The 23679-nt window shown below is 67.2% G+C and carries 21 protein-coding genes; 9 read left to right on the forward strand and 12 right to left on the reverse strand.

Annotation, left to right across the window (positions count from 1 at the left end; genetic code table 11):
- Nucleotides 1-100: 100 nt before the first annotated feature.
- From maiA to ACCD06_RS14675, 6 genes are all read right to left on the reverse strand, one after another.
- Entirely contained in the window at nt 101-751 is a 651-nt protein-coding gene (gene maiA / locus ACCD06_RS14650) for a maleylacetoacetate isomerase (protein ID WP_136704560.1), read from the reverse strand.
- Nucleotides 752-801: 50 nt separating this feature from the next.
- A complete protein-coding gene (locus tag ACCD06_RS14655) occupies nt 802-1506 on the reverse strand; it encodes an ABC transporter ATP-binding protein (protein WP_413341473.1) in 705 nt (234 codons plus the stop codon).
- A gap of 14 nt (nt 1507-1520) precedes the next feature.
- Nucleotides 1521-2345 (reverse strand): ABC transporter ATP-binding protein, encoded by an 825-nt coding sequence (locus ACCD06_RS14660; RefSeq protein ID WP_109156965.1) that lies wholly within the window; start codon nt 2343-2345, stop codon nt 1521-1523.
- A complete protein-coding gene (locus ACCD06_RS14665) occupies nt 2342-3289 on the reverse strand; it encodes a branched-chain amino acid ABC transporter permease (RefSeq protein ID WP_109154483.1) in 948 nt (315 codons plus the stop codon). Before ACCD06_RS14665 ends, ACCD06_RS14660 begins: the two co-directional genes overlap by 4 nt.
- A 14-nt stretch (nt 3290-3303) precedes the next feature.
- Nucleotides 3304-4179, reverse strand: coding sequence for a branched-chain amino acid ABC transporter permease (locus ACCD06_RS14670; protein ID WP_109156963.1), 876 nt, complete (start codon nt 4177-4179; stop codon nt 3304-3306).
- A 254-nt stretch (nt 4180-4433) separates the two neighbouring features.
- Entirely contained in the window at nt 4434-5600 is a 1167-nt protein-coding gene (locus ACCD06_RS14675; RefSeq protein WP_413341477.1) for an ABC transporter substrate-binding protein, read from the reverse strand.
- Between the two features lie 438 nt (nt 5601-6038).
- On the opposite strand from ACCD06_RS14675, the gene paaX reads away from it, so the two are divergent.
- From paaX to ACCD06_RS14695, 4 genes are all read left to right on the forward strand, one after another.
- Nucleotides 6039-6983: a phenylacetic acid degradation operon negative regulatory protein PaaX gene (paaX, locus tag ACCD06_RS14680; protein ID WP_109156961.1), complete on the forward strand. Its 945-nt coding sequence runs from the start codon at nt 6039-6041 to the stop codon at nt 6981-6983.
- 129 nt (nt 6984-7112) lie between these two features.
- Nucleotides 7113-7598 carry a BLUF domain-containing protein gene (locus ACCD06_RS14685; protein ID WP_109156960.1) on the forward strand — a complete coding sequence of 162 codons (486 nt, stop codon included), beginning with the start codon at nt 7113-7115 and terminating at the stop codon, nt 7596-7598.
- A 248-nt stretch (nt 7599-7846) separates the two neighbouring features.
- Nucleotides 7847-8875, forward strand: a complete 1029-nt coding sequence (locus tag ACCD06_RS14690) for a diiron oxygenase (protein ID WP_109156959.1) — start codon at nt 7847-7849, stop codon at nt 8873-8875.
- 160 nt (nt 8876-9035) lie between these two features.
- Nucleotides 9036-10088, forward strand: coding sequence for a 2Fe-2S iron-sulfur cluster-binding protein (locus ACCD06_RS14695; RefSeq protein ID WP_109156958.1), 1053 nt, complete (start codon nt 9036-9038; stop codon nt 10086-10088).
- A gap of 16 nt (nt 10089-10104) precedes the next feature.
- Here the strand turns inward: ACCD06_RS14695 and ACCD06_RS14700 are convergent, their stop codons facing one another.
- From ACCD06_RS14700 to ACCD06_RS14710, 3 genes are all read right to left on the reverse strand, one after another.
- On the reverse strand, nt 10105-12183 hold the full coding sequence (locus ACCD06_RS14700; RefSeq protein ID WP_413341480.1) for a methyl-accepting chemotaxis protein: 2079 nt from the start codon (nt 12181-12183) through the stop codon (nt 10105-10107).
- 283 nt (nt 12184-12466) lie between these two features.
- Entirely contained in the window at nt 12467-13483 is a 1017-nt protein-coding gene (locus tag ACCD06_RS14705; RefSeq protein WP_413341482.1) for a fumarylacetoacetate hydrolase family protein, read from the reverse strand.
- A gap of 64 nt (nt 13484-13547) precedes the next feature.
- Nucleotides 13548-14672 carry a homogentisate 1,2-dioxygenase gene (locus tag ACCD06_RS14710; RefSeq protein ID WP_413341484.1) on the reverse strand — a complete coding sequence of 375 codons (1125 nt, stop codon included), beginning with the start codon at nt 14670-14672 and terminating at the stop codon, nt 13548-13550.
- A 207-nt stretch (nt 14673-14879) separates the two neighbouring features.
- Between ACCD06_RS14710 and ACCD06_RS14715 the strand changes: the two genes are divergently transcribed.
- Nucleotides 14880-15386, forward strand: a complete 507-nt coding sequence (locus ACCD06_RS14715; protein WP_413341486.1) for a MarR family winged helix-turn-helix transcriptional regulator — start codon at nt 14880-14882, stop codon at nt 15384-15386.
- A gap of 112 nt (nt 15387-15498) precedes the next feature.
- The gene (locus ACCD06_RS14720) at nt 15499-16440 is read left to right on the forward strand and encodes a GNAT family N-acetyltransferase (RefSeq protein ID WP_413341488.1); all 942 of its coding nucleotides are present in this window, start codon (nt 15499-15501) and stop codon (nt 16438-16440) included.
- Nucleotides 16441-16546: 106 nt separating this feature from the next.
- Here ACCD06_RS14720 and ACCD06_RS14725 read toward each other — a convergent pair whose 3' ends face one another.
- The gene (locus tag ACCD06_RS14725; protein ID WP_413341490.1) at nt 16547-17173 is read right to left on the reverse strand and encodes a transferase hexapeptide repeat family protein; all 627 of its coding nucleotides are present in this window, start codon (nt 17171-17173) and stop codon (nt 16547-16549) included.
- Nucleotides 17174-17435: 262 nt separating this feature from the next.
- Here ACCD06_RS14725 and ACCD06_RS14730 point away from each other — a divergent pair, with 262 nt between their 5' ends.
- The 3 genes from ACCD06_RS14730 (at nt 17436) to ACCD06_RS14740 (ending at nt 20956) form a co-directional block, all read left to right on the forward strand.
- Nucleotides 17436-19091 (forward strand): FAD-dependent oxidoreductase, encoded by a 1656-nt coding sequence (locus ACCD06_RS14730; protein WP_413341492.1) that lies wholly within the window; start codon nt 17436-17438, stop codon nt 19089-19091.
- A gap of 26 nt (nt 19092-19117) precedes the next feature.
- A complete protein-coding gene (locus ACCD06_RS14735) occupies nt 19118-19315 on the forward strand; it encodes a DUF2783 domain-containing protein (RefSeq protein ID WP_413341494.1) in 198 nt (65 codons plus the stop codon).
- A 267-nt stretch (nt 19316-19582) separates the two neighbouring features.
- Nucleotides 19583-20956 carry a CocE/NonD family hydrolase gene (locus tag ACCD06_RS14740; protein WP_413341495.1) on the forward strand — a complete coding sequence of 458 codons (1374 nt, stop codon included), beginning with the start codon at nt 19583-19585 and terminating at the stop codon, nt 20954-20956.
- Between the two features lie 97 nt (nt 20957-21053).
- On the opposite strand, the gene infC is transcribed toward ACCD06_RS14740, so the two are convergent.
- Both infC and thrS read right to left on the reverse strand, forming a co-directional pair.
- A complete protein-coding gene (gene infC, locus ACCD06_RS14745; RefSeq protein WP_109075960.1) occupies nt 21054-21581 on the reverse strand; it encodes a translation initiation factor IF-3 in 528 nt (175 codons plus the stop codon).
- Between the two features lie 83 nt (nt 21582-21664).
- On the reverse strand, nt 21665-23629 hold the full coding sequence (gene thrS, locus ACCD06_RS14750) for a threonine--tRNA ligase (RefSeq protein WP_109075946.1): 1965 nt from the start codon (nt 23627-23629) through the stop codon (nt 21665-21667).
- Between the last annotated feature and the right edge of the window lie 50 nt (nt 23630-23679).

A 23679-nucleotide genomic window follows, 5' to 3' on the forward strand; every position in this document is an offset into this window, starting at 1 on the left:
CCGAATTCCGGCTAGCTCTATACCACGGAAGGGTGTCGCGAAACCGCTAACACCAACGGGCGGGGATGTGATCTGCCGGGGACAAAAGGCGGGCGCCGGATCAGGCCTCCGCGTCGGGCTGGCGGGCGGGTGCGGCGGCGGCGAAAGCCGGCAGGGCGCGGCAGGCCTCGTCGATACGCAGCAGGGTGGGAAAGCCGTCCAGCGGGCAATCGAGCCGGCGGGCATTCGCCATCTGCGGCACCAGCAGGATGTCGGCCAGTCCGGGTTCGTCGCCATGGCAGAAGCGCCCGGTGCGCGGATCGGTCGCGAGCTGCGCCTCCAGCGCGGTCAGCCCGACGGCGATCCAGTGCCGGTACCAGCCGTCGACCTCCTCCTGGCTATGGCCCATCGTCTTCAAATGGTTCAGCACCCGCAGGTTGTTCAGGGGATGGACGTCGCAGGCCACCGCCAGCGCCAGCGCCCGCACCCGCGCCCGGCCCAGCGCATCGGCCGGCAGCAGCGCCGGGGTCGGGTGCGTCTCGTCCAGATACTCGATGATGGCGAGCGACTGGGTCAGCACATGGTGCCCGTCCGGCCCGTCGACCTCCAGGGCCGGCACCAGATGCTCCGGGTTGAGGTCGGCATAGGGCGGCTTGGCCTGCTCGCCCCGGCGCAGATGGACGAAGGCCTGCTCCGGCGCCAGCCCCTTCAGGTTCAGGGCGATGCGCACGCGGTAGGCGGCGGAAGAACGGAAATAGGTGTGGAGTTTCACGGGTTTGGGTCCGTTGATGTGTCGCGGCGATAGTGTTGCGTCAGATCCTATCACAGCCCCAGATAAGCCTGCCGCACCCGCTCGTTGCTCAACAGCGTGGCGCCGCTGTCGCTCAGCACGATCTCGCCGGTCTCGATCACGTAGCCGCGGTCGGCGATTGCGAGTGCCGCATGTGCGTTCTGCTCCACCAGCAGGATGGTCGTCCCCTCCCGCTTCAGCCGCTGCACGGCGTCGAAGATCTCCGCCACCAGCAGCGGCGCCAGCCCCATGCTGGGCTCGTCGAGCAGAAGCAGGCGCGGCTTCGCCATCAGCGCGCGGCCCAAGGCCACGATCTGCTGCTGGCCGCCCGACAGGGTGCCGGCGGGCTGGTCGCGCTTGACCTTCAGCACCGGGAACATCTCGTAAAGCCGGTCGATGTCGTCGTCCGGCTTGCCGCTGCCGCGGCGGTAGGCGCCGAGGCGGAGGTTGTCCTCCACGCTCTGCGGGCCGAACAGCTGCCGGCCCTCCGGCACCTGCACCACCCCTTCGGCGACGCGGCGCGACGCCTTCATCCGGGTGATGTCGCAGCCGTCGAAGGTGATGCGCCCGCTGCTGGCGGGGTGGACGCCGGACAGGGTGCGCAGCAGCGTCGTCTTGCCGGCGCCGTTGGCGCCGACCAGCGCCACCAGCTCGCCCTCCCGCACGGTCAGGCTGGCCGATTTCAGCGCGTGGATGCGGCCGTAATGGCTGTTGAGGCCCTCGATCTCCAGAAGCATGCTCCGCGCCTCCCTCACGGTGCCGCGCCGAGATAGGCGGCGATGACGTCCGCGTTGGCCGCCACCTCCTGCGGCGTGCCCTCGGCCAGCATGCGGCCCTGGTTCAGGGCGGTGATCCGGTGAGAGATTCCCATCACCATCTTCATGTCGTGTTCCACCAGGATGATGGTGACGCCGGACGCCGCGACGGTCTTGATGACCTCGTCGATCTCGCGGCTTTCGGTGGCGTTCAGGCCGGCCGCCGGCTCGTCCAGCAGAAGCAGCTTCGGCTCCGACGCCAGCGCGCGGGCGATCTCCAGCCGTTTCAGCGCGCCGTAGGGCATGGAGGCGGCGTCGGCGTCGATGTATTTCTCCAGCCCGACCTCGGTCATCAGCTGCGCCGCCCGGTCCTTCGCCTCGCGGTCCTTGCGCACCAGCGACGGAAAGCGGAACAGCGCCGGCAGAAGCCGCGTGTTCAGGTGCAGGTGCCGCCCCACCATGACGTTCTCCAGCGCCGTCATGTTGAAGAAGATCTGCAGGTTCTGGAAGGTGCGCGACATGCCGCGGGCGGCCAGCTTGTAGGGCGCCATGCCCGACACGTCGGCCCCGTCGAACAGCACCCGGCCGCCCGACGGCTTGTAGACGCCGGTCACCAGATTGAACAGCGTGGTCTTGCCCGCCCCGTTCGGCCCGATGATCGAATGGATGTCGCCGGCGGCAATGGTGAAGCTCAGATCGCCGATGGCGAGCACGCCGCCGAACTCGCGGCTGAGATGCTCCACCTTCAGGATCGGCGGGCCGACGCGGCGGGCCTGGGACGTGGTATCGGGGGAAAGATCGGTGGTCGCCAGCATCTTCATGCCCGCCTCCGCGCCGGGAGCAGCGCCGCCAGGGTGGGGAGAAGGCCCTTCGGCATGAACACCATCGTCGCCATCAGGATGCCGCCCAGCACGATCTGCTGGTAATCCTGGAAGACGGTCAGCGCCTGCGGCAGCAGCGTCAGCACCACCGCGCCGACGACCGCGCCGAAGGTCGACGCCATACCGCCGAACACCACCATGGTCACCAGCTCGATCGACTTGAAGAAGTCGGCCTTGGCCGGGGTGATCAGGCCGGCGTAATGGGCGAACAGGCTGCCGGCCACGCTGGCGAACACCGCCGAGACCACGAAGACCAGCACCTTGAAGCGGGCGGTGTCGACGCCCACCACCTCGGCCGCCACCTCCGACCCGTGGACGGCGCGCAGCGCCCGGCCCATCGGGCTGTCGATCAGGTTCAAGGACAGCCAGACCACGCCGACCAGCAGCACGCCGACCACCCAGTACCAGACCTTTTCGCCATACAGCTCAAAACCGAAGATCCTGAACGGCTCCACCATCATGCCGTCGGGACCGCCGGTCAGCCCGCTTTCGGTGCGCAGCACGATCGACACGATGATGCCGATGCCCAAGGTCGCCATGGCGAGATAATGGCCCTTCAGCCGCAGGATCGGCTTGGCGACCAGGAAGGCCAGCAGCCCGACCACCACGGCGCCGGTCAGCAGCGCCAGGATCGGCGGCCAGCCATAGACGCCGACCAGCACGCCCGAGGCATAGGCGCCGATCCCGAAGAAGCCGGCATGGCCCAGGCTGATCTGTCCGGCATAGCCGATCAGCAAATTCAGCCCGACGCAGACCACGGCGTTGAAGCCGGCCAGTATGGCGATGTCGAGATAGAAGTTGTTGGGCAGGAATGCCGGCAGGACCGCGATCACCGCGCCCAGTGCCAGCAGGCCGGTCAGCCGCCCGTGAAGGAGTGCGTTCATCGGTTCTACTGTCCTTACACCCGTTCGGTGCCGCGCTTGCCGAACAGCCCGTTCGGCATGAAGAGAAGGACGGCCAGGATGATGACGAAGGCCACCGCATCCTTGTAGGCCGAGGAGATGTAGCCGGCGCCCAGCGCCTCCGCGACACCGACGATCAGCCCGCCGGCCACGGCACCCGGCCCATGGCCGAGGCCGCCCAGAACCGCAGCGGTGAAGCCCTTCAGCCCCAGCATGATCCCCATCTCGGTGTAGGAGAAGGTGATGGGGGCGACCACCGCCCCGCCGATGGCGCCCAGCGCCGCCGACAGCGCGAAGGAGGCGAGCACCACCCGCTTCACGTCGATGCCGACCAGCTGTGCCGCCAGACGGTTGTGCGAGGTGGCGAGGATCGCCTTGCCGGTCAGGGTCCTGTTGAAGAACAGGCCGATGGCGACGATCAGCACCGCGGCGGTGCCCACCACCCACAGCGACTGCGGCTGCATCGAGGCGCCGAGGAACTGGATCGGCGTTTCGCCGGAAAAGGCGTCCAGCCGCTTGAAGTCCTTGCCCCAGACCAGTTCAGCCACGCCGCGCAGGAAGATCGAGGCGCCGATGGTGATGATGATGAGGGTGACGGTCGAGGCGTTGCGCGCCCGTTCGACCGCGAATTTCGCCACCAGCACGCCGACCAGCATGGCGCCGCCGCAGCCGATCAGGATCGCCAGCGGCAGCGGCACGCCCGACGCGGTCAGGGTGGCCGACGCCATGCCGCCGATCATGATGAACTCGCCCTGGGCGAAGTTGATGACGTGGCTGGCGTTGTAGATGATCGAAAAGCCGAGTCCCGCCAGCGCATAGATCGCGCCGATGGTCAGCCCCGACAGCATGTATTGCAGCAGTTCCGCGAACATCGTTGGGTTCCTGATGTTCCTCTCCCGCCAACTCCCCCTCTCCCCCCCGCTCACGCGCAAACTTCGTTTGCGCTGACGCGACACGCGGATCGAAGATCCGCCGAAAGCGGGGAGAGGGTCGGGGTGAGGGGGATGCATGGGGTGGATTCAGGGGAATGATCGCGGCATCACTATTCTTGTGAATCCAAGCAATGCATCCCCCTCACCCTAACCCTCTCCCCGGGGGGGAGAGGGGATCCGAGCGGCGGATCGGCTCACTTCACCAGCGACCAGTCGCCCTGCTTGACCTCCACCATGTGGAAGGCGTCCAGCGTCAGGCCCATGTGGTCCTTCGGGCTCATGGTCACGGTGCCGCCGGTGCCGACATAGCCCTTGGTCTGCTCGATGGCGTCGCGCAGCTTGGCCTTGTCGGTGCCGCCGGCGCGCTTCACCGCGTCCAGCGCGATCATCAGACCGTCATAGGCATGGCCGGCGAAGGTCGAGACCTCCGAATTGAAGCTGTCCTCATAGACCTTGGTGAACTCGGTCACGACCTTCTTCTGCGGGTCGCTGTCGGGCAGCTGGGCGGCGACGACCAGGCCGGCGGCCGGCAGGCGGACACCCTCGGCGGCACCGCCGGCCAGACGGATGTACTCCTTCGACGCGACGCCGTGCGACTGGTAGAGCGGCAGCGACATGCCGAGCTGGCGGTAGTTCTTGGTCACCACCGCCGGACCCTGGCCCAGGCCGAACACCAGAACCGCCTGGGCGGCCGCGGTGTTCTTGATCTTGGTCAGCTGTGCGGTGACGTCGGTGTCCTTGGCGCCATAGGTCTCGTCGGCGACCAGTTCGATCCCGCGCTCCTTGGCGACGGCGACGGTCTGCTCGCGGCCCGACTTGCCGAAGCCGGAATCCTCCGACAGCAGCGCCAGCTTGGTCAGCCCGCGCTTCTTCATGTCCTCCATCACCTTTTCCGCGGCCATGCGGTCGGTGTGGGGGGTCTTGAACACCCACTTCTTCACCGGCTCCACGATCACCACCGCGCCGGCCAGCGAGATGAAGGGCACGCCGGCACGCTCCACCAGCGGCACCGCCGCCATGGTCGCCGCCGTCGTGGTGCCGCCGACGATCACGTCGACGCCGTCGCTCTCGATCAGGCGCTTGGTGAAGGAGGCCGCCTTGTCGGCAGCGCCGCCGTCGTCATAGACGGTCAGCTGCACCTGACGGCCATCGACGCCGCCCGCCTTGTTGATGCGGTCGGCATACAGCTCCAGCACCTTCTTCTCCGGATCGCCGAGGAAGGAGGCCGGACCGGTGGCCGAGATGATGGCGCCGACCTTGATCGGGTCCGCGGCCTGCGCCGCCCCGGACAACAGCCCGGATGCCGCCGTCATGGCGGTCATGGCGGTGAAGGCGATGGTGGCAAGCAAACTATTGCGCATGATGTCCTCCCGATTGCTGCCCCCCTTTGCACGAGTGACCGGACCGAAGCCCGATCCCTCGTGCTGAGGGACGATTTGTTTCACATAATGTTTCAAACGAAATGATTTCGAAAGACCAATTTCAGCTCCCGCAACCACAATCGAAATACGGATGTTGCGGCCCGCTTCCCCTCCCCTTTGCGATCCTTCCCGCTTCTGGCCGGGAGATCGTCATTTCGTTTTATGACACAAATTTACTTTGAGACGCCAACCTAGTGTATCACGTTATTGATTGTCAAACGGAAAGTCCGGATTGCCTCCTATCGGCCGCCCGTCAGTTCATCCACGCTGTCGGGGCACTGGCCCAACCGGCATCAGGTTTCGTATACAATTCCATCGCGCCGCCTCACTCCGGTCCATCCGCATCACAAGCCGTATCGATAAGGACACCCCACCCGCATGGCCCGCCCGCGCCGCCCCGAAGACCTTGCCGCCCAACTGACCGAAGCGATCGCGCCGCGCGCGAAGTCGCTGATCATCACCGTCTATGGCGACGCGGTGCTGCCGCATGGCGGGTCGCTGTGGTTGGGCAGCCTGATCGAGCTGATGGGACTGTTCGGCATGAGCGAGCGGATCGTCCGCACCTCGGTCTTCCGTCTGGGCAAGGACGACTGGCTGACCAACACCCAGATCGGCCGGCGCAGCTTCTATCGCGTCACCGACAGCGGGAAGGAGCGCTTCGCCGCGGCGGAACGGCGCATCTACGCGCCGCTGGCCCGCGAGTGGGACCGCGGATGGGACCTGCTGATGGTGCCCCCCAACGCGCTGGACGCCGAGACGCGCGACGCTTTGCGGCGGGAACTGACCTGGCAGGGCTTCGGCACCGCATCGGCCACCGTCTATGCCCATCCCAACTGCGACGAGGCGGCGATGCACCGCTCGCTGGCCGAGTTGGGGGTCGCCGACAAGATCGTCCACATGAAGGCCAGCCTGGACCGGACGGAAGGGTTCGGCGCACTGCGCGATCTGGTGCGCGGCTGCTGGGACATCGACCAGCTCGAACACGACTATGCGGCGTTCCTGGATCACTTCCGTCCGGTCTGGGCGGCGATCGACGCCGCCGAGGCGCCGGACCCCGCCGCCTGCTTCGTCCTGCGCACGCTGATGATCCATGATTTCCGCCGCATCCTGCTGCGCGACCCGATGCTGCCGCCCGACCTGCTGCCGGCGGACTGGCCGGGCCAGGAATCGCGGATGCTGACCCGCAACCTCTACCGCCGCCTCGCCGGCCCGTCGGAATCCTTCCTGATGCAGGCGGCGACCACCGCCAACGGACCGCTGCCCGACGCCCAGCCCGCCTTCCACGGCCGGTTCGGTGGGTTGGAGACCATACCGGCGGGTTGACCAGCGATCTGCGACAAAGGGTGCCCGCGGAAGCCAGTCCCTCAGCCTAAAGTTTATACATAAAATGCAAGGCATCGCGGTAAACTGGGGTGGCAGCCGTCCGATCCAACCGTTCCCGGGACACCGCCCATGCTGACCATCGTCTACCGCAGCGAGGCCGTCGACCGGCTGCCCTACAGCGCCCTTGCCGACATCTGTCTGTTCAGCGCCCGCAAGAACCGCGAGCTGGGCGTCACCGGTTTCCTGGTGGAGTTCGAGGGCATCTTCCTGCAGGTGCTGGAAGGCGAACCGGATGTGGTGGAGACGCTTTTCGCCCATATCGCCGCCGACACGCGCCACAGCAATGTCGAGCTGCTGCTGCGCGAAACCACGGTCGGACAGCCCAATTTCGGCTTCTGGGCGATGAATTTCGGCCCGCTCGACACCCCGACCTTCTGGCAGGCGGTCTTTGGCTCTCCGGTTCGGATCGAGGAGTTCCGCCGCCGCTCGCACGACGCCGATTTCGCGCTGGACGTTCTAGCGCGGGCCTACATGCACGCCTGCATCGCCGCCGACGTCGATGCAGCGACACGCGATCTGGTGCGCGGCAACATCCCCTGTTTCGAAGCCGCCTGACCCCGGCGGGGTTCAGCCTTTCGATACCGCACTGTCGGATAAACTCCGTTTTGCGAACGAATTGATCTGGATCAATTCGGCGCATTCGCATGCATTCTGTTTCTAAATCAAGAGGTTGGCGGATTTTCCCGGCCGGCTTAAGTGATACAGATGCCGTTGATGGATGCAAAATTCTGTGTCATATAAAGACCACAGGGCGCCAGTGGTAATGTGAGCGCCCGCGGAATGCCCCCGGAGGAAACGCCCCCATGTCCAAGGACTACACCCCCATCGCCAACACGATGGAGTTCCCCCCCGCCACGCCGCAGCCGAACGTCTATCCGCTGTCCTGGGTGTCGCAGACCAAGAAGCTGGAAGAGGTCTACGCCGCGGCCCAGCGCGAGAACTGGGACCCGGCCAAGCTGCCCTGGGACAGCTTCGACGTGTCGCGCTACAGCTGGGAGGAGCGGGAGGCCATCGCCTATTGGTGGACCATCCTGTCGGTGTTCGACGCCTCGGCCCCGCCGGTGTTCGCCCATGCCCTGATCAAGACCTACGAGGTGCATGAGGAGGACCCGGTCCGCCGCTGCTTCTTCTCCGTCACCCGCGACGAGCAGAACCACGAGCAGATGTGCGGTCTGGCCATCACCAAGCTGCTGGAGGCCACCAGCCCGCTGACCTACGAGCCGAAGACGGAACTGGGCCGCCGGCTGCAGAAGAACGCGCATTGGCTGTACTACAATGGCGGGCGCTATTGGGACGGCTACAAGAAGGCGGTTCCGAAATACTCGCTGGCGGTTCTGTTCAGCTCCTTCCTGATGGGCGAGATCGCGGCGGCGACCATCTTCCACCAGATGGCGGCCGGCTGCACCGAGCCGGTGTTCAAGGAGGCCTTCCGCAACATCGGCCGCGACGAGGGCCGCCACATGGCGATCTGCATGTCGGTGATGGAGCGCGACTATCCCCATCTGGCGGTGGAGGACCGGTCGATCATCACCAAGCAGATCCGCGCCGGCTACCTGTTCCTGTCCGCCGTGCTGTTCGAGCCGCCGCCCCAGTTCTGGGACCTGCCCGACGACTTCATCGCCACCCAGCGCGAGGCCGAGGCCATCGCCCGCAACGCCGGTTTCCACATCCCGGATTACGAGGCGAAGAAGGAGAACTGGCGCAACGCCATGCTGAACCTGAAGGGCGTTCTGGACCGCTACAACATCCCGTTCCCGGCGATCCCGGAGGTCGGCATCACCGGCGAGGAAGTCCGGGACGTCGACATGGACGAGATCATTCCGGTGTTTTGAGGCGCCGGCCCTATTGCCCCCACCCTAACCCTCCCCCGCTTCGCAGGGGAGGGGACTGCCGCCGCTCTCTCGCATCAGCACTCGCTCCCTCCCCTGCGAAGCGGGGAGGGTCGGGGTGGGGGCAAGAATCTCTCTGTAAAACGACCCCAAGGATCCCCCGGTGAGCCGCATCCGCCTCCACCCCTCGGGCCGCACGGTCGAGTGCCGTGACGGCGAGACCGTCCTGTCGGCGCTGGAACAGGCCGGCTACGCCCTGCCCAACAACTGCCGCGCCGGCGCCTGCGGCGAATGCAAGGTCAAGGTCCTCAGCGGCCAGTTCGACCAGGGCATGGTCCTGGACATGGCGCTGTCCCAGTCCGAGCGGAAGGACGGCTATGGCCTGATGTGCATGGCCAAGCCGATCTCCGACGAGCTGGTGATCGAATACGGCACCGCTGACGCCCAGCCCAAGCTGTTCCCGCCGCGCGAGAACGTGCTGTTCATCGTCACCGACCGCATCCCGCGCACGCCCCGCATCGTGGAGCTGCGCCTGCGCCCGCTGGGCCAGCCGCTGCGCTACTGGCCGGGCCAGTATGTGATGTTGGGCGACGCATCGGCCGGCGCGCCGCCGCGCTGCTATTCCATCGCCAACGCGCCCCGTCCGGACGGCGAGATCGTGCTGCAGGTGACCCGAGTCGATGGCGGCCCGACCAGCGGCTGGATCCACGACACGCTCACCGTCGGCAGCATGGTGAAGCTGTCCGGCCCCTACGGCACCTTCATCGGCGACCCGTCGGTGGACAGTCCGGTGCTATGCATGGCTGCCGGCTCCGGCCTCGCTCCCATCCTGGCGCTGACCGACGCGGCGCTGCGCCGCGGCTACCGCCCGCCTGTGACGCTGCTGTTCTCCGCCTGCACCCAGGCCGATGTGTATGAGTTGGGGCTGCTCAGCTATTGGCAGGCCAAATACCGCAACTTCAAGGTCAAGGTGACCCTGACGCGCGAGGATGCACCCAATCATCTGAAGGGCCGCATCCCCACCATCCTGCCCGACCTGTTCCCCGACCTGTCCGGCCACGCCATCTTCACCGCCGGCAGCCCCGCCTTCGTCGAATCCTGCGTCGCCGCCGCCCGTGCGCTCGGCGCCCGGGACGATCAGATCCACAGCGAAGGCTACGTCTCGCAGCACATCCCGGAGACGCTGCCTGCCGACCGGCTGATGGCGGTCGGCTGAGACAGACGGACCGGCCTCACGCCCTGTGGACGCCGGCGATGAAGCCGTCGATCTCGCGGCTCAGGTCCTTCGACTGGCCGGCAAGCGCGGCGGCGGCGGCGAGAAGCTGATCGGCCGCCGCCCCGGTCTCCCCGGCGCCGGCCCGGATGTCACCCATGCCGCCGCTGACCTCCTGCGCCCCGTCGGCGGCCTGGATCACGCTGCGGGCGATCTCCTGGGTCGCCGCCGCCTGCTGGTCCACCGCCGCGGCGATGCCGGACGCGATGCGGCTGACCTGGGCGATGGTTTCGCTGATGCCCTGGACGGCGGTGACCGCCTCCTGCGTGGCGTCGCGGATGCCCTTGATCTGGCCGACGATGTCCTCGGTCGCCTTGGCGGTCTGGTTGGCGAGATTCTTGACCTCCGAAGCCACCACGGCGAATCCCTTGCCGGCCTCCCCCGCGCGCGCCGCTTCGATGGTGGCGTTCAGCGCCAGCAGGTTGGTCTGGCCGGCGATGGAGTTGATGAGTTCCACCACGGCACCGATCCGCTCGGCACTTTCCGCCAGCACGACGACGGCCTCGTCGGCCCGTCTGACGTCGGTCACCGCCGCGTCGGCGATGCGGGCGGATTCCCCGACCTGCCGGCCGATATCCTGAACGGAAGCCGACAGTTCCTCCGTCGCGGCAGCGGCGGTCTGCACATTCTCCGCGGCGGCGCGGGCGGAAGCCGCCACCTGCTCCGACCGGCCCAGGCTCTGGTCGGCGATGCCGGTCAGGCCACGCGCGGTCGATTCCAGCTGCTGGGCGGCCGACGCCAGCGCGCCGGTCAGCCCGCCGACCCGTTCGTCGAAGCCTTTCTGCAAATCGGCGAGCGCCGCGGCGCGAGCCTCCTTGGCCTGCCAGTCGGCCTTCTGCTGGCGGTCCAGTTCGCGGGCGCGGACCAAGCCCTCCTTGAACACCTCGACCGCGCGGGCCATGCCGCCGGCCTCGTCGTCGCGGTCGGCACCGGGCACCGACGTTTCCAGATCGCCGGCGGCCAGCCGGGTCATCGCCCCGGTCAGCGACGCCACCGGACGGGCGATGCCGTCGCCGACCTTCCACGCCACCAGACAGCCGAGCGCGACGCAGCCCAGGCTGACCAGTACGGTCAGCAGGGTCAGCCGGTTGGCGTCGGCCATCACGCTGGACTGCGGCGCCGCCACCATGAAGGACCAGACGCCGTCGGCGCCGGCAAAACGGATCGGCGCCAGCCGCAGATAATGCGGCGCGCCGTTCAGCGGCACGATCCCGTCGAAGGCCCGCCCTTCGGCCACGGCCCGGCGGGCGGCCTCCGGCAGATCGTCGTCGGGCTTGGACAGCCGGGCGCCGTCGGGGTGAGCGGCATAAAGGCCGGAGCCGGTCAGCACCGCGGCATAACCATCGTCATAAGGTTTCACCGCGCGCACCAGATCGGTCAGGCCGGTCAGCGCCATATCGACGCCGGCCACGCCGATGACGCGCCCATCCTTGCCATCCGTCACCGGGGCGGCGGCGCTGGTCATCAGCCGTTTGGTGAAATCGTCGAGGTAAGGTTCGGTCAGCACCGCTTTCCGGGCGGTGGCCGCCGCCTTGTAATACTCCTTCTCCTGCACGTCGGAGAAGGGATAGCCTTCGCTGTCGTCGGCCTGAACCCCTTTGTCCCCCGGCAGCCACAGCAGGCTCATCCGCCCGGTCTTCGGCAGCCCGAGGATCTCGGTGGTCCGGTCGTGGGCGGCGAATTCCCGGTCGCGTCCGTCGAATCCGTCGTCGGCCATGTCCACCCACACACCGGCATAAAGCGGATTGGCTTCCGCCGTCCGGCGCAGATAGCGGTTCACCGTTTCGCGCCGCGGGCTTCCGGTAGAGCGCTCCACCTCCACCAGCGCCGCGGTGGCGCGGGCAGCGTTCAGGGCGGTGGACAAATCGGCGGCCACCCGGGCGCCGTGGCGGTCGGCCGTCTCGGCGGCCAGCAGCACGGCCGCATTGTGCGCGGCGTCGCGCGTCAGAACCAGCGACACCGCCGTCACCGCCGCCGCCCCCGCCGCCAGCACGGCGGCCACACCGATGATGATCTTCGTCCTGAAATTGGCCTTCATCGCGACACCGTTGTCCGGTCCGCCCAAAGTTCCGGGATGAACGGAAAGGCGGCACCAATTGGGGAACAGGGGGCCACCTTATATTCGATAATAACCGGCTGACATGCCGGTTTTTGCGATTCAATGACGAACTGTTCAATTACCCGGACAACTATGGATCGCGATGCCGACAACGAGACGAATTGCCGCAAGTGCGAAAAGGGCGCCTGCGGATTGCTTGTGCACCCCGCCGACGCCCTCAGCTCAACCTGCAGACCGGGCTGCAGACCTGACCGCTGCCGCCTCAAGCCCCCTCATACCGCACCACCTGCTGGTCGATGGCGCCGAACACGCTGGCGCCGTCCGTGTCGAACAGTTCGATCCGCACGCGGTCGCCGAAGCGCATGAAGGGGGTCTTCGGCGCGCCGTGCTCGATGGTCTCGATCATCCGCAGTTCGGCGAGGCAGGAATAGCCAACGCCGCCGGCCGACACCGGCTTGCCCGGGCCGCCGTCCAGCTTGTTCGACACCGTGCCCGACCCGATGATGCTGCCGGCCGCCAGATGGCGGGTCTTGGCGGCATGGGCGATCAGCGTCGGGAAGTCGAAGGTCATGTCGACCCCGGCATCCGGCTTGCCGAAGGCTTCGCCATTGAGCGTCGTCACCAGCGGCCGGTGCAGCTTGCCGCCGTCCCAGGCGTCGCCCAACTCGTCCGGCGTCACCGCGACGGGGGAGAAGCTGGAGGCCGGCTTGGACTGGAAGAAGCCGAAGCCCTTGCCCAGCTCCGCCGGGATCAGGTTGCGCAAGGACACGTCGTTGACCAGCATCAGCAGCCGGATCCGACCGCGCGCCGCCTCGGCCGAAACGCCCATCGGCACGTCGCTGGTGATGACGGCGATCTCCGCCTCGAAATCGATGCCCCAGGCCTCGGTCGCCGCCGGAATCGGGTCGGTCGGGGCCAGGAAACTGTCGGAACAGCCCTGATACATCAGCGGATCGGTCCAGAAGCTGGGCGGCATCTCCGCCCCGCGCGCCTTGCGGACCAGTTCCACATGGTTGACGTAGGCCGATCCGTCCGCCCACTGGTAGGCGCGCGGCAGCGGCGAGGCCGCCTCGGCCGGGTCGAAGGGCCGGCCGGCCGCCGGATCGGCGTTCAGCGCCCGATAGGCCTCCTCCAGCTTCGGCGCCAGCGCCGTCCAGTCGTCCAGTGCCGCCTGCAGGGTGCGGGCGATCTCCGGCACAGGGGTGGCGCGGGTCAGGTCGCGCGACACCACGACCAGGGTGCCGTCACGCCCGCCCGCCTTCAAACTTGCCAGCTTCATTCGTCTCTTCCCTTCCTCACAATTCAGCGTCCGGCAGCCTTGACCCTTGTTTCCGGGTGGGCGCTCATTTCGCCTTCCAGCTGTCGGCGTAGGCGCCCCATTCGACGCCTTCCATCGCCTGGTAGACATCCAGCGGATCGCGGGTGTCGATCATCACCGCGACCTCGTCGGTTTCCTTGCGCTCGAACTTCTGCGCCACCTCGTAGGCCTTCGGGTGCGGCCCGTGCGGGAAGCCCGAGGGATGGTAGGTGACCATGCCGGGATGGATGTTGTCGCGCGAGAAGAACTGGCCGCGGTGATAGAACAGCACCTCGTCGAAATCGTCGTTCGAGTGATAATAGGGCAGCTTCAGCGCCTCCGGATCCGACTCGATGGGCCGCGGCACGAAGGTGCAGATGATGAAGCGCCCTGCGATCCAGGTGCTGTGCGCCGAGGGCGGCAGGTGGTAGCGGTGGCTCATCAGCGGCCGGATATCGCGCCAGTTCAGCCGCACCGGCGCCAGATCGCCGTGCCAGCCCACCGCGTCCAGCGGGTTGAACGGATAGGTCATGGCGCAGAGCTGCCCGCGCTTCTTGACCCGGACCAGAGTCTCGCGCTCGTGCTTCTGCGCCTGGAAGGCGTCGTCCAGCGCCGGGACGTCCAGCACCGCCGGATCGAAGATGGCGTGGGTGCCGACCAGCCCCTTGTGCGGCAGCTTGTAGGCGTCGTTGGTGGCCTCCACCATCAGCACCATCACCGCCTCGTCCGTCTCCAGCCGCCAGCAGGTGTTGCGCGGCAGCACGACATAATCGCCCTCGCGCACCTCCAGATGGCCGTAGTCGCAGAACAGGTGACCGCCGCCCTGGTGGAAGAACAGCAGGTCGTCGCCATCGGCGTTGCGGGCCAGATGGTCCATCTTGCCCTTGAAGCGCCACAGCCGCACCTGGGTCGCCCCGTTGCCCATCAGGGCCGGTGCCTCCAACGGGCAGCCGGGCATGGAATCGACATGGTTCAGGTCGAAGGCGCGCGGGCGCAGCGGCCCGTCGAAGCTGGTCCAGCCGGTCGGCGGGTGGGCATGATGCATCTGGGTCGCCGGGCCGAAGAAGCCCTCGCGCCCCATCTCGCGCTCATAGGTGCCGGCGGGAAGCCGGACATGGGCCTGACGCGACGCGGTGCCCTCGACCTTCGGAAACGAAATCCAGTTCTTCATGGCGCTTCCCCCTGCTGTGCCGCCGATCCCGTTCACGACAGACGTCGGCAGACTTGTTCCGTTGCCGCCATTTTAGTTTCGTTTGAAACTGTTGCAAGAGCCAAATTACAGCGCAGGATGGGGGCACCCGCGACCTCCCTTACAGACGACACCCCGCCGATGCCGCCCGCCCGCCGTTCCCGCACCGCATCATCCAATCCCGCAGCCGTGCCGACAGAATTGCCGGCGCTGCACCTGACGCGCTTCCTGCCCTACCGGCTGTCGGTTCTGGCCAATACGGTCAGCCACACGCTGGCCAAGCTGTACGAGAAGCGGTTCGGCATCACGATCCCGGAATGGCGGATCATCGCCGTGCTGGGCGGTGGCGAGACGATGAGCGCGGGAGAGATCGCGCAGCGCACCGCGATGGACAAGGTGCAGGTCAGCCGCGCCATCAGCCGCATGCTCGATTCGGCGCTGATCCTGCGCGAATCGGGTGACACCGACCGGCGCAAGGCCCTGCTGACCCTGACGCCCAAGGCGCTGGCGATCTATGCCGAGATCGTGCCGATGGCCCTGACCTATGAGGAAGAGGTCACCGACGCCCTGTCGATCGACGAGCGGGCGCAACTCGATACGCTGCTGTCCCGGCTGCAGGCCCGCGCCGACCAGCTCGCCACCCGCCCGGCGCCGGTGGGCGCGCAGGTTGAGGAAGCGCAGAGCGAGGGAGACTGAGCAGCGTTGCTGTTGTGACGTAAGGCCGCATCGATCCGGATCGACCACCCCCTTCACACGCTCTGGTGGAATCGTTAACGTCGCCTCCACACCATCACCCGCTGGAGGCTGCATGGCTGCGCCCACCATCAGCATTCGCCCACTCGACCTGCACGACGCATCGGCAGCGGAATGGGCGGCCTTTCACGAGTTCCGTCGCATCCGCCACGCCGAATCCTGCCGTGATGAACCGCTGCTTCCCGATGCCGCGGTCGAGGCGTCCAGGCGCAAGCGGAGCCCCTATTGGCAGCACGTAGGCTGGGCGGCTTGGGAGGATACCGGGGCGGGCGAGCGGATCATTGGATACATCTATACCGATCTGCCGGACTGGAACCATCCGGAGATGGCATCCAATGGCCACCAGATGTTCGTTCACGGCAGCGTCTGCAAGGAATTCCGCCGCCGGGGCATCGGCACCAGTCTTCTCGGCAAGGTTGGCACCCTGGCGGCGGCTGCCGGGCGCAGTCTCGTGACATCCACCACCGAACAGGAGGACGGCCACGCCTTCCTGCGTCACTTCGGTGGGGAGGAAACGATGCGCTACGAAGAAAATCACCTGCGCCTCGACCAAGTCGATTGGGAGATGGTGGAGCGCTGGTTTGCCACCCTTCCCGCCGATCTTTCGCTCACCACTTATGCCGACCGCGTGCCGATGGCGGCGTTCGAGCGGATGCTGCCGGCAATCAACGCGATTGTCGCCGACATCCCGCGCGACCGGCTGAGCATCCCGGTCATCGAAAACTCTCCCTCAATGATCGAGGACTGGTACGGACGGCTGGGTCAGCGCCAAGGCCGCCATCATATGCTGGCGCTGACGGATGCGAATGGCGAGCTTGCCGCCATGGCGGATCTGCTCTGGTTCCCCGATACCCCCGACCGCGCCGGCCACAATCTGATGGGGGTTCGGCGGGACCGGCGCGGACAGGGGCTTGGCAAGGCGATCAAGGCCGCCGCGCTGTTGCATGTCCGCAAGTCGCTGCCGACCGTGGAACTGATGACCACGGGCAACAACTAGGTGAACGCGCCGATGCTGGCGATCAACCGCCAACTGGGCTTCTTCACCCACCGCAGCGGCGGCTTCTACGAGATCCCAGCGAACGCCCTGCCCCGCGGGTGAAGGATCACCCCCCCTTCACCTTGTGCAACGGCTGGCTCGTCCCCGCATCGACGCGGCCGCGGCCGGGCTCCTCCGCCTCCAGCGGAGCGCAGGCGACCATGGTGGCGAGCGAGCGGCGGGAGAGGCGCTGGTATTCCTCCGTGCCTTCCGACTTCCAGGCGACCTCGTCGGGCCGCAGCTCGCGCATCACCTTGGCCGGCAGGCCGGCCACCAGCGTGCGCGGCGGCACGACGAATCCCGCCTTGACGAAGGCCATGGCGGCGACGATCGACTCCTCGCCGATCTCCGCGCCGTCCATCACCACCACATTCATGCCGACCAGCGCGTTGCGGCGGACGACGCAGCCGTGCAGCACAGCACCATGGCCGACATGCCCGTCCTCCTCGACGATGGCGTCATGGCCGGGAAAGGCGTGGATCGTGCAGTTGTCCTGCACGTTGCTGCCCCGCTGCAGCACGATCCGGCCGAAATCGCCGCGCAGGCTGGCGCAGGGGCCGACATAGCAGCCCGGCCCCACCACCACGTCGCCGATCAGCACGGCGGAAGGATGGACGAAAGCAGTCGGGTCGATGACGGGGATCACGCCGTCGATCGCGTAGACGGTCGGGCGCGGCAAGGTGGGGGCGGTCATTATCGGGCGTTCCTCGGTGTCTCTATTCGGTCTTTTGCCGCAAGGTTACACCGCCGCACGCTGTACGCGATACTGATTTTCCGTCATAATGATCATGTCTGTATCGCTTCACCGGCAGTCCCGCCGATGATGAAGCGAAGGCTTGATTGGTATCAAATGCAACTGTATCGTTGGCAACAATAACAATCCGCCACAAGGCCGGCCGCTTCGCGGCCGGGCCGCCAACGCGTCCTGTCATGGTTTCCGGGGGAGGAAACGCCCAATGCACGCGACTTTCAGCTATCCGAAATACAGCTACGTTCCATCGGACGAACAGCGCACCGGCACCGTCCGGCGTCATCCTGTGGTGGTCATCGGCGCCGGCCCGGTTGGGCTGACCGCGGCGCTCGACTTCGCGCGCAAGGGCGTGCCGGTTGTGGTGCTCGACGCCGAGGACACCGTCAGCGTCGGCAGCCGCGCCGTCTGCTATGCCAAGCGCGCGCTGGAGGTGTGGGACCGGCTGGGCGTCGGCCAGCGCATGATCGACAAGGGCGTGGTGTGGAAGATCGGCAAGGTCTTCAACGGCGACAGCATGGTCTACCAGTTCGACCTGCTGCCGGAGCCGGACCACAAGATCCCCGCCTTCATCAACCTCCAGCAATATTACCTGGAGGATTTCCTGGTCAGGCAAGCCCAGAAAAGCGAGCTGATCGACCTGCGCTGGCTGTCGCGCGTCATCTCCGCCAAGCAGGAGGCCGACCATGTCGTCCTGCAGGTGGAGACGCCCGACGGCGTCCATGCGGTGGAGGCCGATTGGGTGATCGCCTGCGACGGCGCCAAGTCGTCGGTGCGCAAGATGCTGGGGCTGGAGTTCCAGGGAGAGGTGTTCAAGGACCGCTTCCTGATCGCCGACGTGGTGATGAAGGCCGATTTCCCGGCGGAACGCTGGTTCTGGTTCGACCCGCCCTTCCACCGCAAGCAGTCGGCCCTGCTGCACATGCAGCCCGACAATGTCTGGCGCCTCGACTTCCAACTGGGTTGGGACGCCGACCCGGAGGAGGAGAAGAAGCCGGAGCGCGTCATCCCCCGCGTCCAGGCGATGCTGGGCGCCGACACGCCGTTCGAGCTGGAATGGGTGTCGGTCTACACCTTCCAGTGCCGCCGGCTGGAGCGGTTCCGCCATGGCCGCATCCTGTTCGCCGGTGATTCGGCCCATCAGGTCTCGCCCTTCGGTGCGCGCGGCGCCAACAGCGGCGTACCCGACGCCGACAATCTGGTGTGGAAGCTGGCGCTGGTGCTGGACGGCAAGGCGCCCGACTCGCTGCTCGACAGCTACAGCGACGAACGGGTGGCCGCCGCCAAGGAGAACATCCTGAACTCCACCCGCTCCACCGACTTCATCACGCCGAAGAGCGAGATGAGCCGCGTCTTCCGCGACGCCGTGCTGGAGCTTGCGGTCGGCCAGCCCTTCGCCCGCTCGCTGGTCAATTCCGGCCGTCTGTCCACCCCCACCACCTACAGCGACAGCCCGCTGAACACGCCGGACGGCGACGTTTTCGCCGGCAAGATGGTGCCGGGCGCCCCCGCCACCGATGCGCCGGTGGAGCGCGACGGCCATCCCGGCTGGCTGATGGAGGCGCTGGACGGCCGCTTCACCGTACTCTACGCCGCCGGTGACGGGCCGGTTCCGGCCGAGGTGGCGGAGGCGCTGGACGGTCTCGCCGCCGGGCCGCTGCCGCTGGCCTGGCACGCGGTGACCGAGCGGCGTCGCGGCATCGCCGGGGAGCTGGTCGACAGTGCCGGCCGCCTGCGCGAACGCTACGACCTGACGCCGGGCAGCGTCTATCTGATCCGCCCCGACCAGCACATCGCCGCCCGCTGGCGCCGCTTCGACGCCGCGGCCCTGTCCGCCGCGCTGAACCGCGCCACCGGCCGCTGATCCCCCGATTTTCCGGAGTTGCACCCATGGCCAAACTGATGACCGAGCAGCGTTTCGCCAGCCCGGACGACGTGTACCAACTGCTGATCGACAGCCACCGCGACCTGACCCCCGACCAGAGCACCCGCCTGAACGCCAAGCTGATCCTGCTGCTCGCCAACCACATCGGCGACGCGGAGTTGCTGGCGGAAGCACTGCGCGTGGCGCGGCAGGGAGTGGAGTAGGACGGCGTTAGACCCCCACCTAACCTCCCCCGCTGGGCGGGGGAGGGACTGCCGCTGCCTTTCCGAACAAGCACTTGTCCCCTCCCCTGCCCAGCTCTCGCACAAAGCTATGCTTTGTGCTGACGCGGCAGGCGGACCGTAGGTCCGCTGAGAGCGGGGGAGGGTTAGGGTGGGGGCATCGGCAGCCGACACCTTCCTCCGCTGACGCCAAGCCAAAGTTGGCGTACAACTGCGCAGCCCCTTCCCCACGCGAAGACTGCGCCGACCATGACCCTGCGCCGCCTGCTCCCCCTGCTGTTCATGCTGCTGTGCTGCGGCCCCGCCCTGGCGGAGGGGCTGACGCAGACGGCGCTGTCGATCCCCGCGCGCTTCCCCGACGGCAGCTCCGCCGCGCTGGAGGCGATGCTGCTGCGGCCGGACGGTCCCGGCCCCTATCCCATCGCCGTTCTCAGCCATGGCACGCCGCGCGATCCGGCGGACCGGGCGCAGATGACGCCGCTGCGCTATCTGCCGGAAGCCCGCGAGTTCGCCCGGCGCGGCTGGGCGGTGGTGGCGGTGATGCGGCGCGGCTATGGCGGATCGGACGGTCCCTACAGCGAGACGACCGGCGCCTGCAGCAACCCCGACTACCTGCATTCCGCCCGCCAGAGCGCCGAGGATCTGCGTCAGGCCATCCGCTATGTCGCGGCCCAACCCTTCGCCGACGCCAGCCGCATCGTCGCGGTCGGCGTCTCGGCCGGCGGGCTGGCCAGCATCGCGCTCAGCGCCGATCCGCCGCCGGGACTGAAGGCCGCCATCAGCTTCGCCGGCGGCCGCGGCTCCGTCGCCGACAACGAGGTCTGCCAGGAGAACCGGCTGGTCGCCGCCTTCGGCACGCTGGGCCGCAGCTCGCGCGTTCCCACCCTGTGGATCTATGCCGAGAACGACCTGTTCTTCGGCCCCGACCTCGCCCGGCGCCTGTGGGAGGCCTTCATCCATGAGGGCGGACGAGCGGAGTTCATCGCCGCCCCGCCCACCGGAAAGGACGGGCATGGCTTCTTCAGCACCGCCATCCCGCAATGGACGCCGATGGTCGACCGGTTCCTGGCGAAGAACGGGCTGGTGCTGCGCGACACGCCGATGGCGCTGTCGCTGCCGGCGCTTCCCCCGCCGTCGGAGCTGTCCGCCGCCAACCGGGCCAAATTCCCCGCCTACATCGAGGCCGGCGGCAACAAGGCCTTCGCGGTGTCGCCCGATGGCGCCTATGGCTGGAAGTCGGGCATGCGCAGCCTGGACGAGGCGCAGAAGGGCGCGCTGGAGAATTGCGCGTCCCACACCCAGAAGGGCTGCCGCATCGCCTATCTCAACGACCGCCCGGCCGGCGCCGCCGCCGATGCCGCCGCCCCGGCGGAGGCGCCGCTCGGCACCCGCGTCAGCCTGGAGCCGCCGAAGGAGCTGTCGGCCTCCGGCCGCGACAAGTTCGGCGCCTATGTCGCGGCGGCCGGCCGCAAGGCCTTCGCTGTGTCGCAGGACGGCGCCTTCGGCTGGAAATCCGGCATGCCCAGCGAGGACGCCGCCCGCCGCGGCGCCCTTGACAGCTGCGCCAAATACACCCGCCACACCTGCTATGTCGTCATCGTCGACGACCGGCCGCTGCGGTGAGGAAGTTGGGGAGGGGGCAAGGCACTGCCGCATTCAGCAAAGAAAAAAGGCCCGTCCGGCATCCCGGACGGGCCTTTTCCGTAATCTCACCCCGGCGTCAGCGCGGAGCCAGCACCATGACCATCTGGCGGCCTTCGAGCTTCGGCATCTGCTCGACCTTCGCCAGTTCTGTCAGTTCGTCGCGGACGCGGACCAGCACATTCATACCCAGATCCTGGTGCGCCATTTCACGGCCGCGGAAGCGCAGGGTCACCTTGACCTTGTCACCTTCCTCGAGGAAACGGCGCGCCGAGCGCATCTTCACGTCATAGTCGTTGTCATCGATGTTCGGTCGGAGCTTGATCTCCTTGACCTCGATGATCTTCTGCTTCTTGCGGGCCTCGTTCGCCTTCTTCTGCGCCTCGTACTTGAACTTGCCATAGTCGAGGATTTTGCAGACGGGCGGTTCCGCCTGGGGAGCGATCTCGACCAGATCGAGACCGGCATCCTCAGCGGCCAGCAGAGCATCGCGCAACGACACCACCCCGATCATCTCGCCGTCGGCACCGACGAGACGAACGGAACGAGCCGAGATCTCCCGGTTAACCCGCGGGCCTTCGCGGGTCGGGGCGGCTTCGGACGGAATCCTGGCTATGGACGCTTCTCCATGGTCTGAAACCACGCGGAAGCCGGCCGTCCAGAGGAGGGCCGGCGGCGTCGCGCGGTCGGTTAAAACGGCGAATCGGTCACGGTTTCGCCGGCAGGCGATCTCGCTTCCTCAACCAGTTTAGCCACGGCGGCGTCGAGGGCAAGAATTTCCTGATCCTTGCCGCCCAGCACGCGGAGCGCGACCGTCCGTTCGTCCGCTTCCCTCTTTCCGACAACCAGCATCAGGGGGACCTTCTGCAGGCTGTGCTCGCGGACCTTCAGGTTGATCTTCTCGTTGCGGGTGTCGAGTTCGACGCGCAGGCCCTTGCGCTTCAACAGCTTGGCCACTTCCTCGGCATAGCCGTCGGCCTCGCTGGTGATGGTGGCGACGGTGACCTGCACCGGCGACAGCCACAGCGGGAACTTGCCGGCATAATGCTCGATCAGCATGCCGATGAAGCGCTCCATCGACCCCAGAATCGCCCGGTGCAGCATGATCGGCCGATGGCGAGCGCCATCCTCGCCGATATAGCTGGCATCGAGTCGTTCCGGCAGGTTCGGGTCGTACTGCAGCGTGCCGCACTGCCAGGTCCGGCCGATGGCGTCGGTCAGGTGGAACTCCACCTTGGGGCCGTAGAAAGCGCCCTCGCCCGGCAGTTCCTCATACTCCAGCCCGGCGTCGCGCAGCGCCTGGGCCAGCGCCCCTTCGGCCCGGTCCCACAGCTCGTCGGCGCCGGTGCGGACGTCCGGACGCAGAGCCAGCTTCACCGAGATCTTGTCGAAGCCCAGATCCCTGTAAACGCCGAGCTGCAGCTTGAAATACTCGGCCGCCTCGCTCTGCACCTGATCCTCGGTGCAGAAGATGTGGGCGTCGTCCTGGGTGAAGGCGCGGACGCGCATGATGCCGTGCAGCGCACCCGACGGCTCGTTGCGGTGGCAGGCGCCGAACTCGGCCATGCGGATCGGCAGGTCGCGGTAGGAGCGCAGGCCGTGGCGGAAGATCTGGACATGGCCGGGGCAGTTCATCGGCTTGATGCCCAGCAGCTTCTCGCCGCCGTCGGCCTCCACCTTGAACATGTTGTCGCCATACATGTCCCAGTGGCCCGACGCCTTGAACAGCGAGCTGTCGATCAGCTGCGGCGTCTTGACCTCGACATAGCCGGCGGCCTTCAGCTTGGTGCGGATGTAGGTTTCCAGCGTCTGGTAGAGCGTCCAGCCCTTCGGATGCCAGAAGACCGAGCCGACCGCCTCTTCCTGCACATGGAACAGGTCCAGTTCCTTGCCCAGCTTGCGGTGGTCGCGCTTCTCCGCCTCCTCGATCTGGTGCAGGTAGGCCTTCAGCTCCTTCTCGTCGCGCCAGGCGGTGCCGTAGATGCGCTGGAGCATGGGGTTGCGGCTGTCGCCGCGCCAATAGGCGCCGGCCACCTTCATCAGCTTGAAGCCCTGCCCGACCTTGCCCGTGGTCATGGCGTGGGGGCCGCGGCACAGATCCAGCCAGTCACCCTGGCGGTAGATCGACACCGGCTCGCCCTGAGGGATCGCCTCGATCAGCTCGGCCTTGTAATGCTCGCCGAGCTTCTTGAAGTAGGCGACCGCCTCGTCGCGGTCCCAGACCTCGCGCACGATCGGGATGTCGGCGCCGACGATCTCGCGCATCTTCGCCTCGATCTTCTCCAGATCCTCGGGCGTGAACGGCTCGTCGCGCGCGAAGTCATAGTAGAAGCCGGTGGCGATCGACGGGCCGATCGTGACCTGCGTGCCGGGATAGAGCTTCTGCACCGCATCGGCCAGCACATGGGCGGCGTCGTGGCGGATGACCTCGAGAGCGTCGCCGTGGTTGCGCGTGACGATCTCGATCTTGGCGTTGGTAGTGACGGTGGTGGTGAGGTCCTTCACCGTGCCGTCGATCTTGACGGCAAGCGCATCTTTGGCCAGGCGCGAACCGATGGACTGGGCAATCTCAAGCCCCGTCACCGGCCGGTCGAACTCCCGCACGCTGCCGTCGGGCAGCGTGATGGCGATGTTGGACGTCACCGAAGTCACCATTTCACTAGTGTTGGTCTCACCCGCATCGGGTGCCCGGACTTGGCCGGGAA

It is taken from the genome of Azospirillum sp. CT11-132 (genome assembly GCF_047302835.1).
GTDB lineage: Bacteria > Pseudomonadota > Alphaproteobacteria > Azospirillales > Azospirillaceae > Azospirillum.

Excerpts from the sequence above, each read along its gene's own strand:
- ACCD06_RS14655 (WP_413341473.1), bottom strand. The coding sequence starts at position 1,506 with ATGCTTCTGGAGATCGAGGGCCTCAACAGCCATTACGGCCGCATCCAC.
- ACCD06_RS14660 (WP_109156965.1), bottom strand. The coding sequence starts at position 2,345 with ATGAAGATGCTGGCGACCACCGATCTTTCCCCCGATACCACGTCCCAG.
- ACCD06_RS14665 (WP_109154483.1), bottom strand. The coding sequence starts at position 3,289 with ATGAACGCACTCCTTCACGGGCGGCTGACCGGCCTGCTGGCACTGGGC.
- ACCD06_RS14670 (WP_109156963.1), bottom strand. The coding sequence starts at position 4,179 with ATGTTCGCGGAACTGCTGCAATACATGCTGTCGGGGCTGACCATCGGC.
- ACCD06_RS14675 (WP_413341477.1), bottom strand. The coding sequence starts at position 5,600 with ATGCGCAATAGTTTGCTTGCCACCATCGCCTTCACCGCCATGACCGCC.
- paaX (WP_109156961.1), top strand. The coding sequence starts at position 6,039 with ATGGCCCGCCCGCGCCGCCCCGAAGACCTTGCCGCCCAACTGACCGAA.
- ACCD06_RS14685 (WP_109156960.1), top strand. The coding sequence starts at position 7,113 with ATGCTGACCATCGTCTACCGCAGCGAGGCCGTCGACCGGCTGCCCTAC.
- ACCD06_RS14690 (WP_109156959.1), top strand. The coding sequence starts at position 7,847 with ATGTCCAAGGACTACACCCCCATCGCCAACACGATGGAGTTCCCCCCC.
- ACCD06_RS14700 (WP_413341480.1), bottom strand. The coding sequence starts at position 12,183 with ATGAAGGCCAATTTCAGGACGAAGATCATCATCGGTGTGGCCGCCGTG.
- ACCD06_RS14705 (WP_413341482.1), bottom strand. The coding sequence starts at position 13,483 with ATGAAGCTGGCAAGTTTGAAGGCGGGCGGGCGTGACGGCACCCTGGTC.
- ACCD06_RS14710 (WP_413341484.1), bottom strand. The coding sequence starts at position 14,672 with ATGAAGAACTGGATTTCGTTTCCGAAGGTCGAGGGCACCGCGTCGCGT.
- ACCD06_RS14720 (WP_413341488.1), top strand. The coding sequence starts at position 15,499 with ATGGCTGCGCCCACCATCAGCATTCGCCCACTCGACCTGCACGACGCA.
- ACCD06_RS14725 (WP_413341490.1), bottom strand. The coding sequence starts at position 17,173 with ATGACCGCCCCCACCTTGCCGCGCCCGACCGTCTACGCGATCGACGGC.
- ACCD06_RS14730 (WP_413341492.1), top strand. The coding sequence starts at position 17,436 with ATGCACGCGACTTTCAGCTATCCGAAATACAGCTACGTTCCATCGGAC.
- ACCD06_RS14735 (WP_413341494.1), top strand. The coding sequence starts at position 19,118 with ATGGCCAAACTGATGACCGAGCAGCGTTTCGCCAGCCCGGACGACGTG.
- ACCD06_RS14740 (WP_413341495.1), top strand. The coding sequence starts at position 19,583 with ATGACCCTGCGCCGCCTGCTCCCCCTGCTGTTCATGCTGCTGTGCTGC.
- thrS (WP_109075946.1), bottom strand. The coding sequence starts at position 23,629 with ATGGTGACTTCGGTGACGTCCAACATCGCCATCACGCTGCCCGACGGC.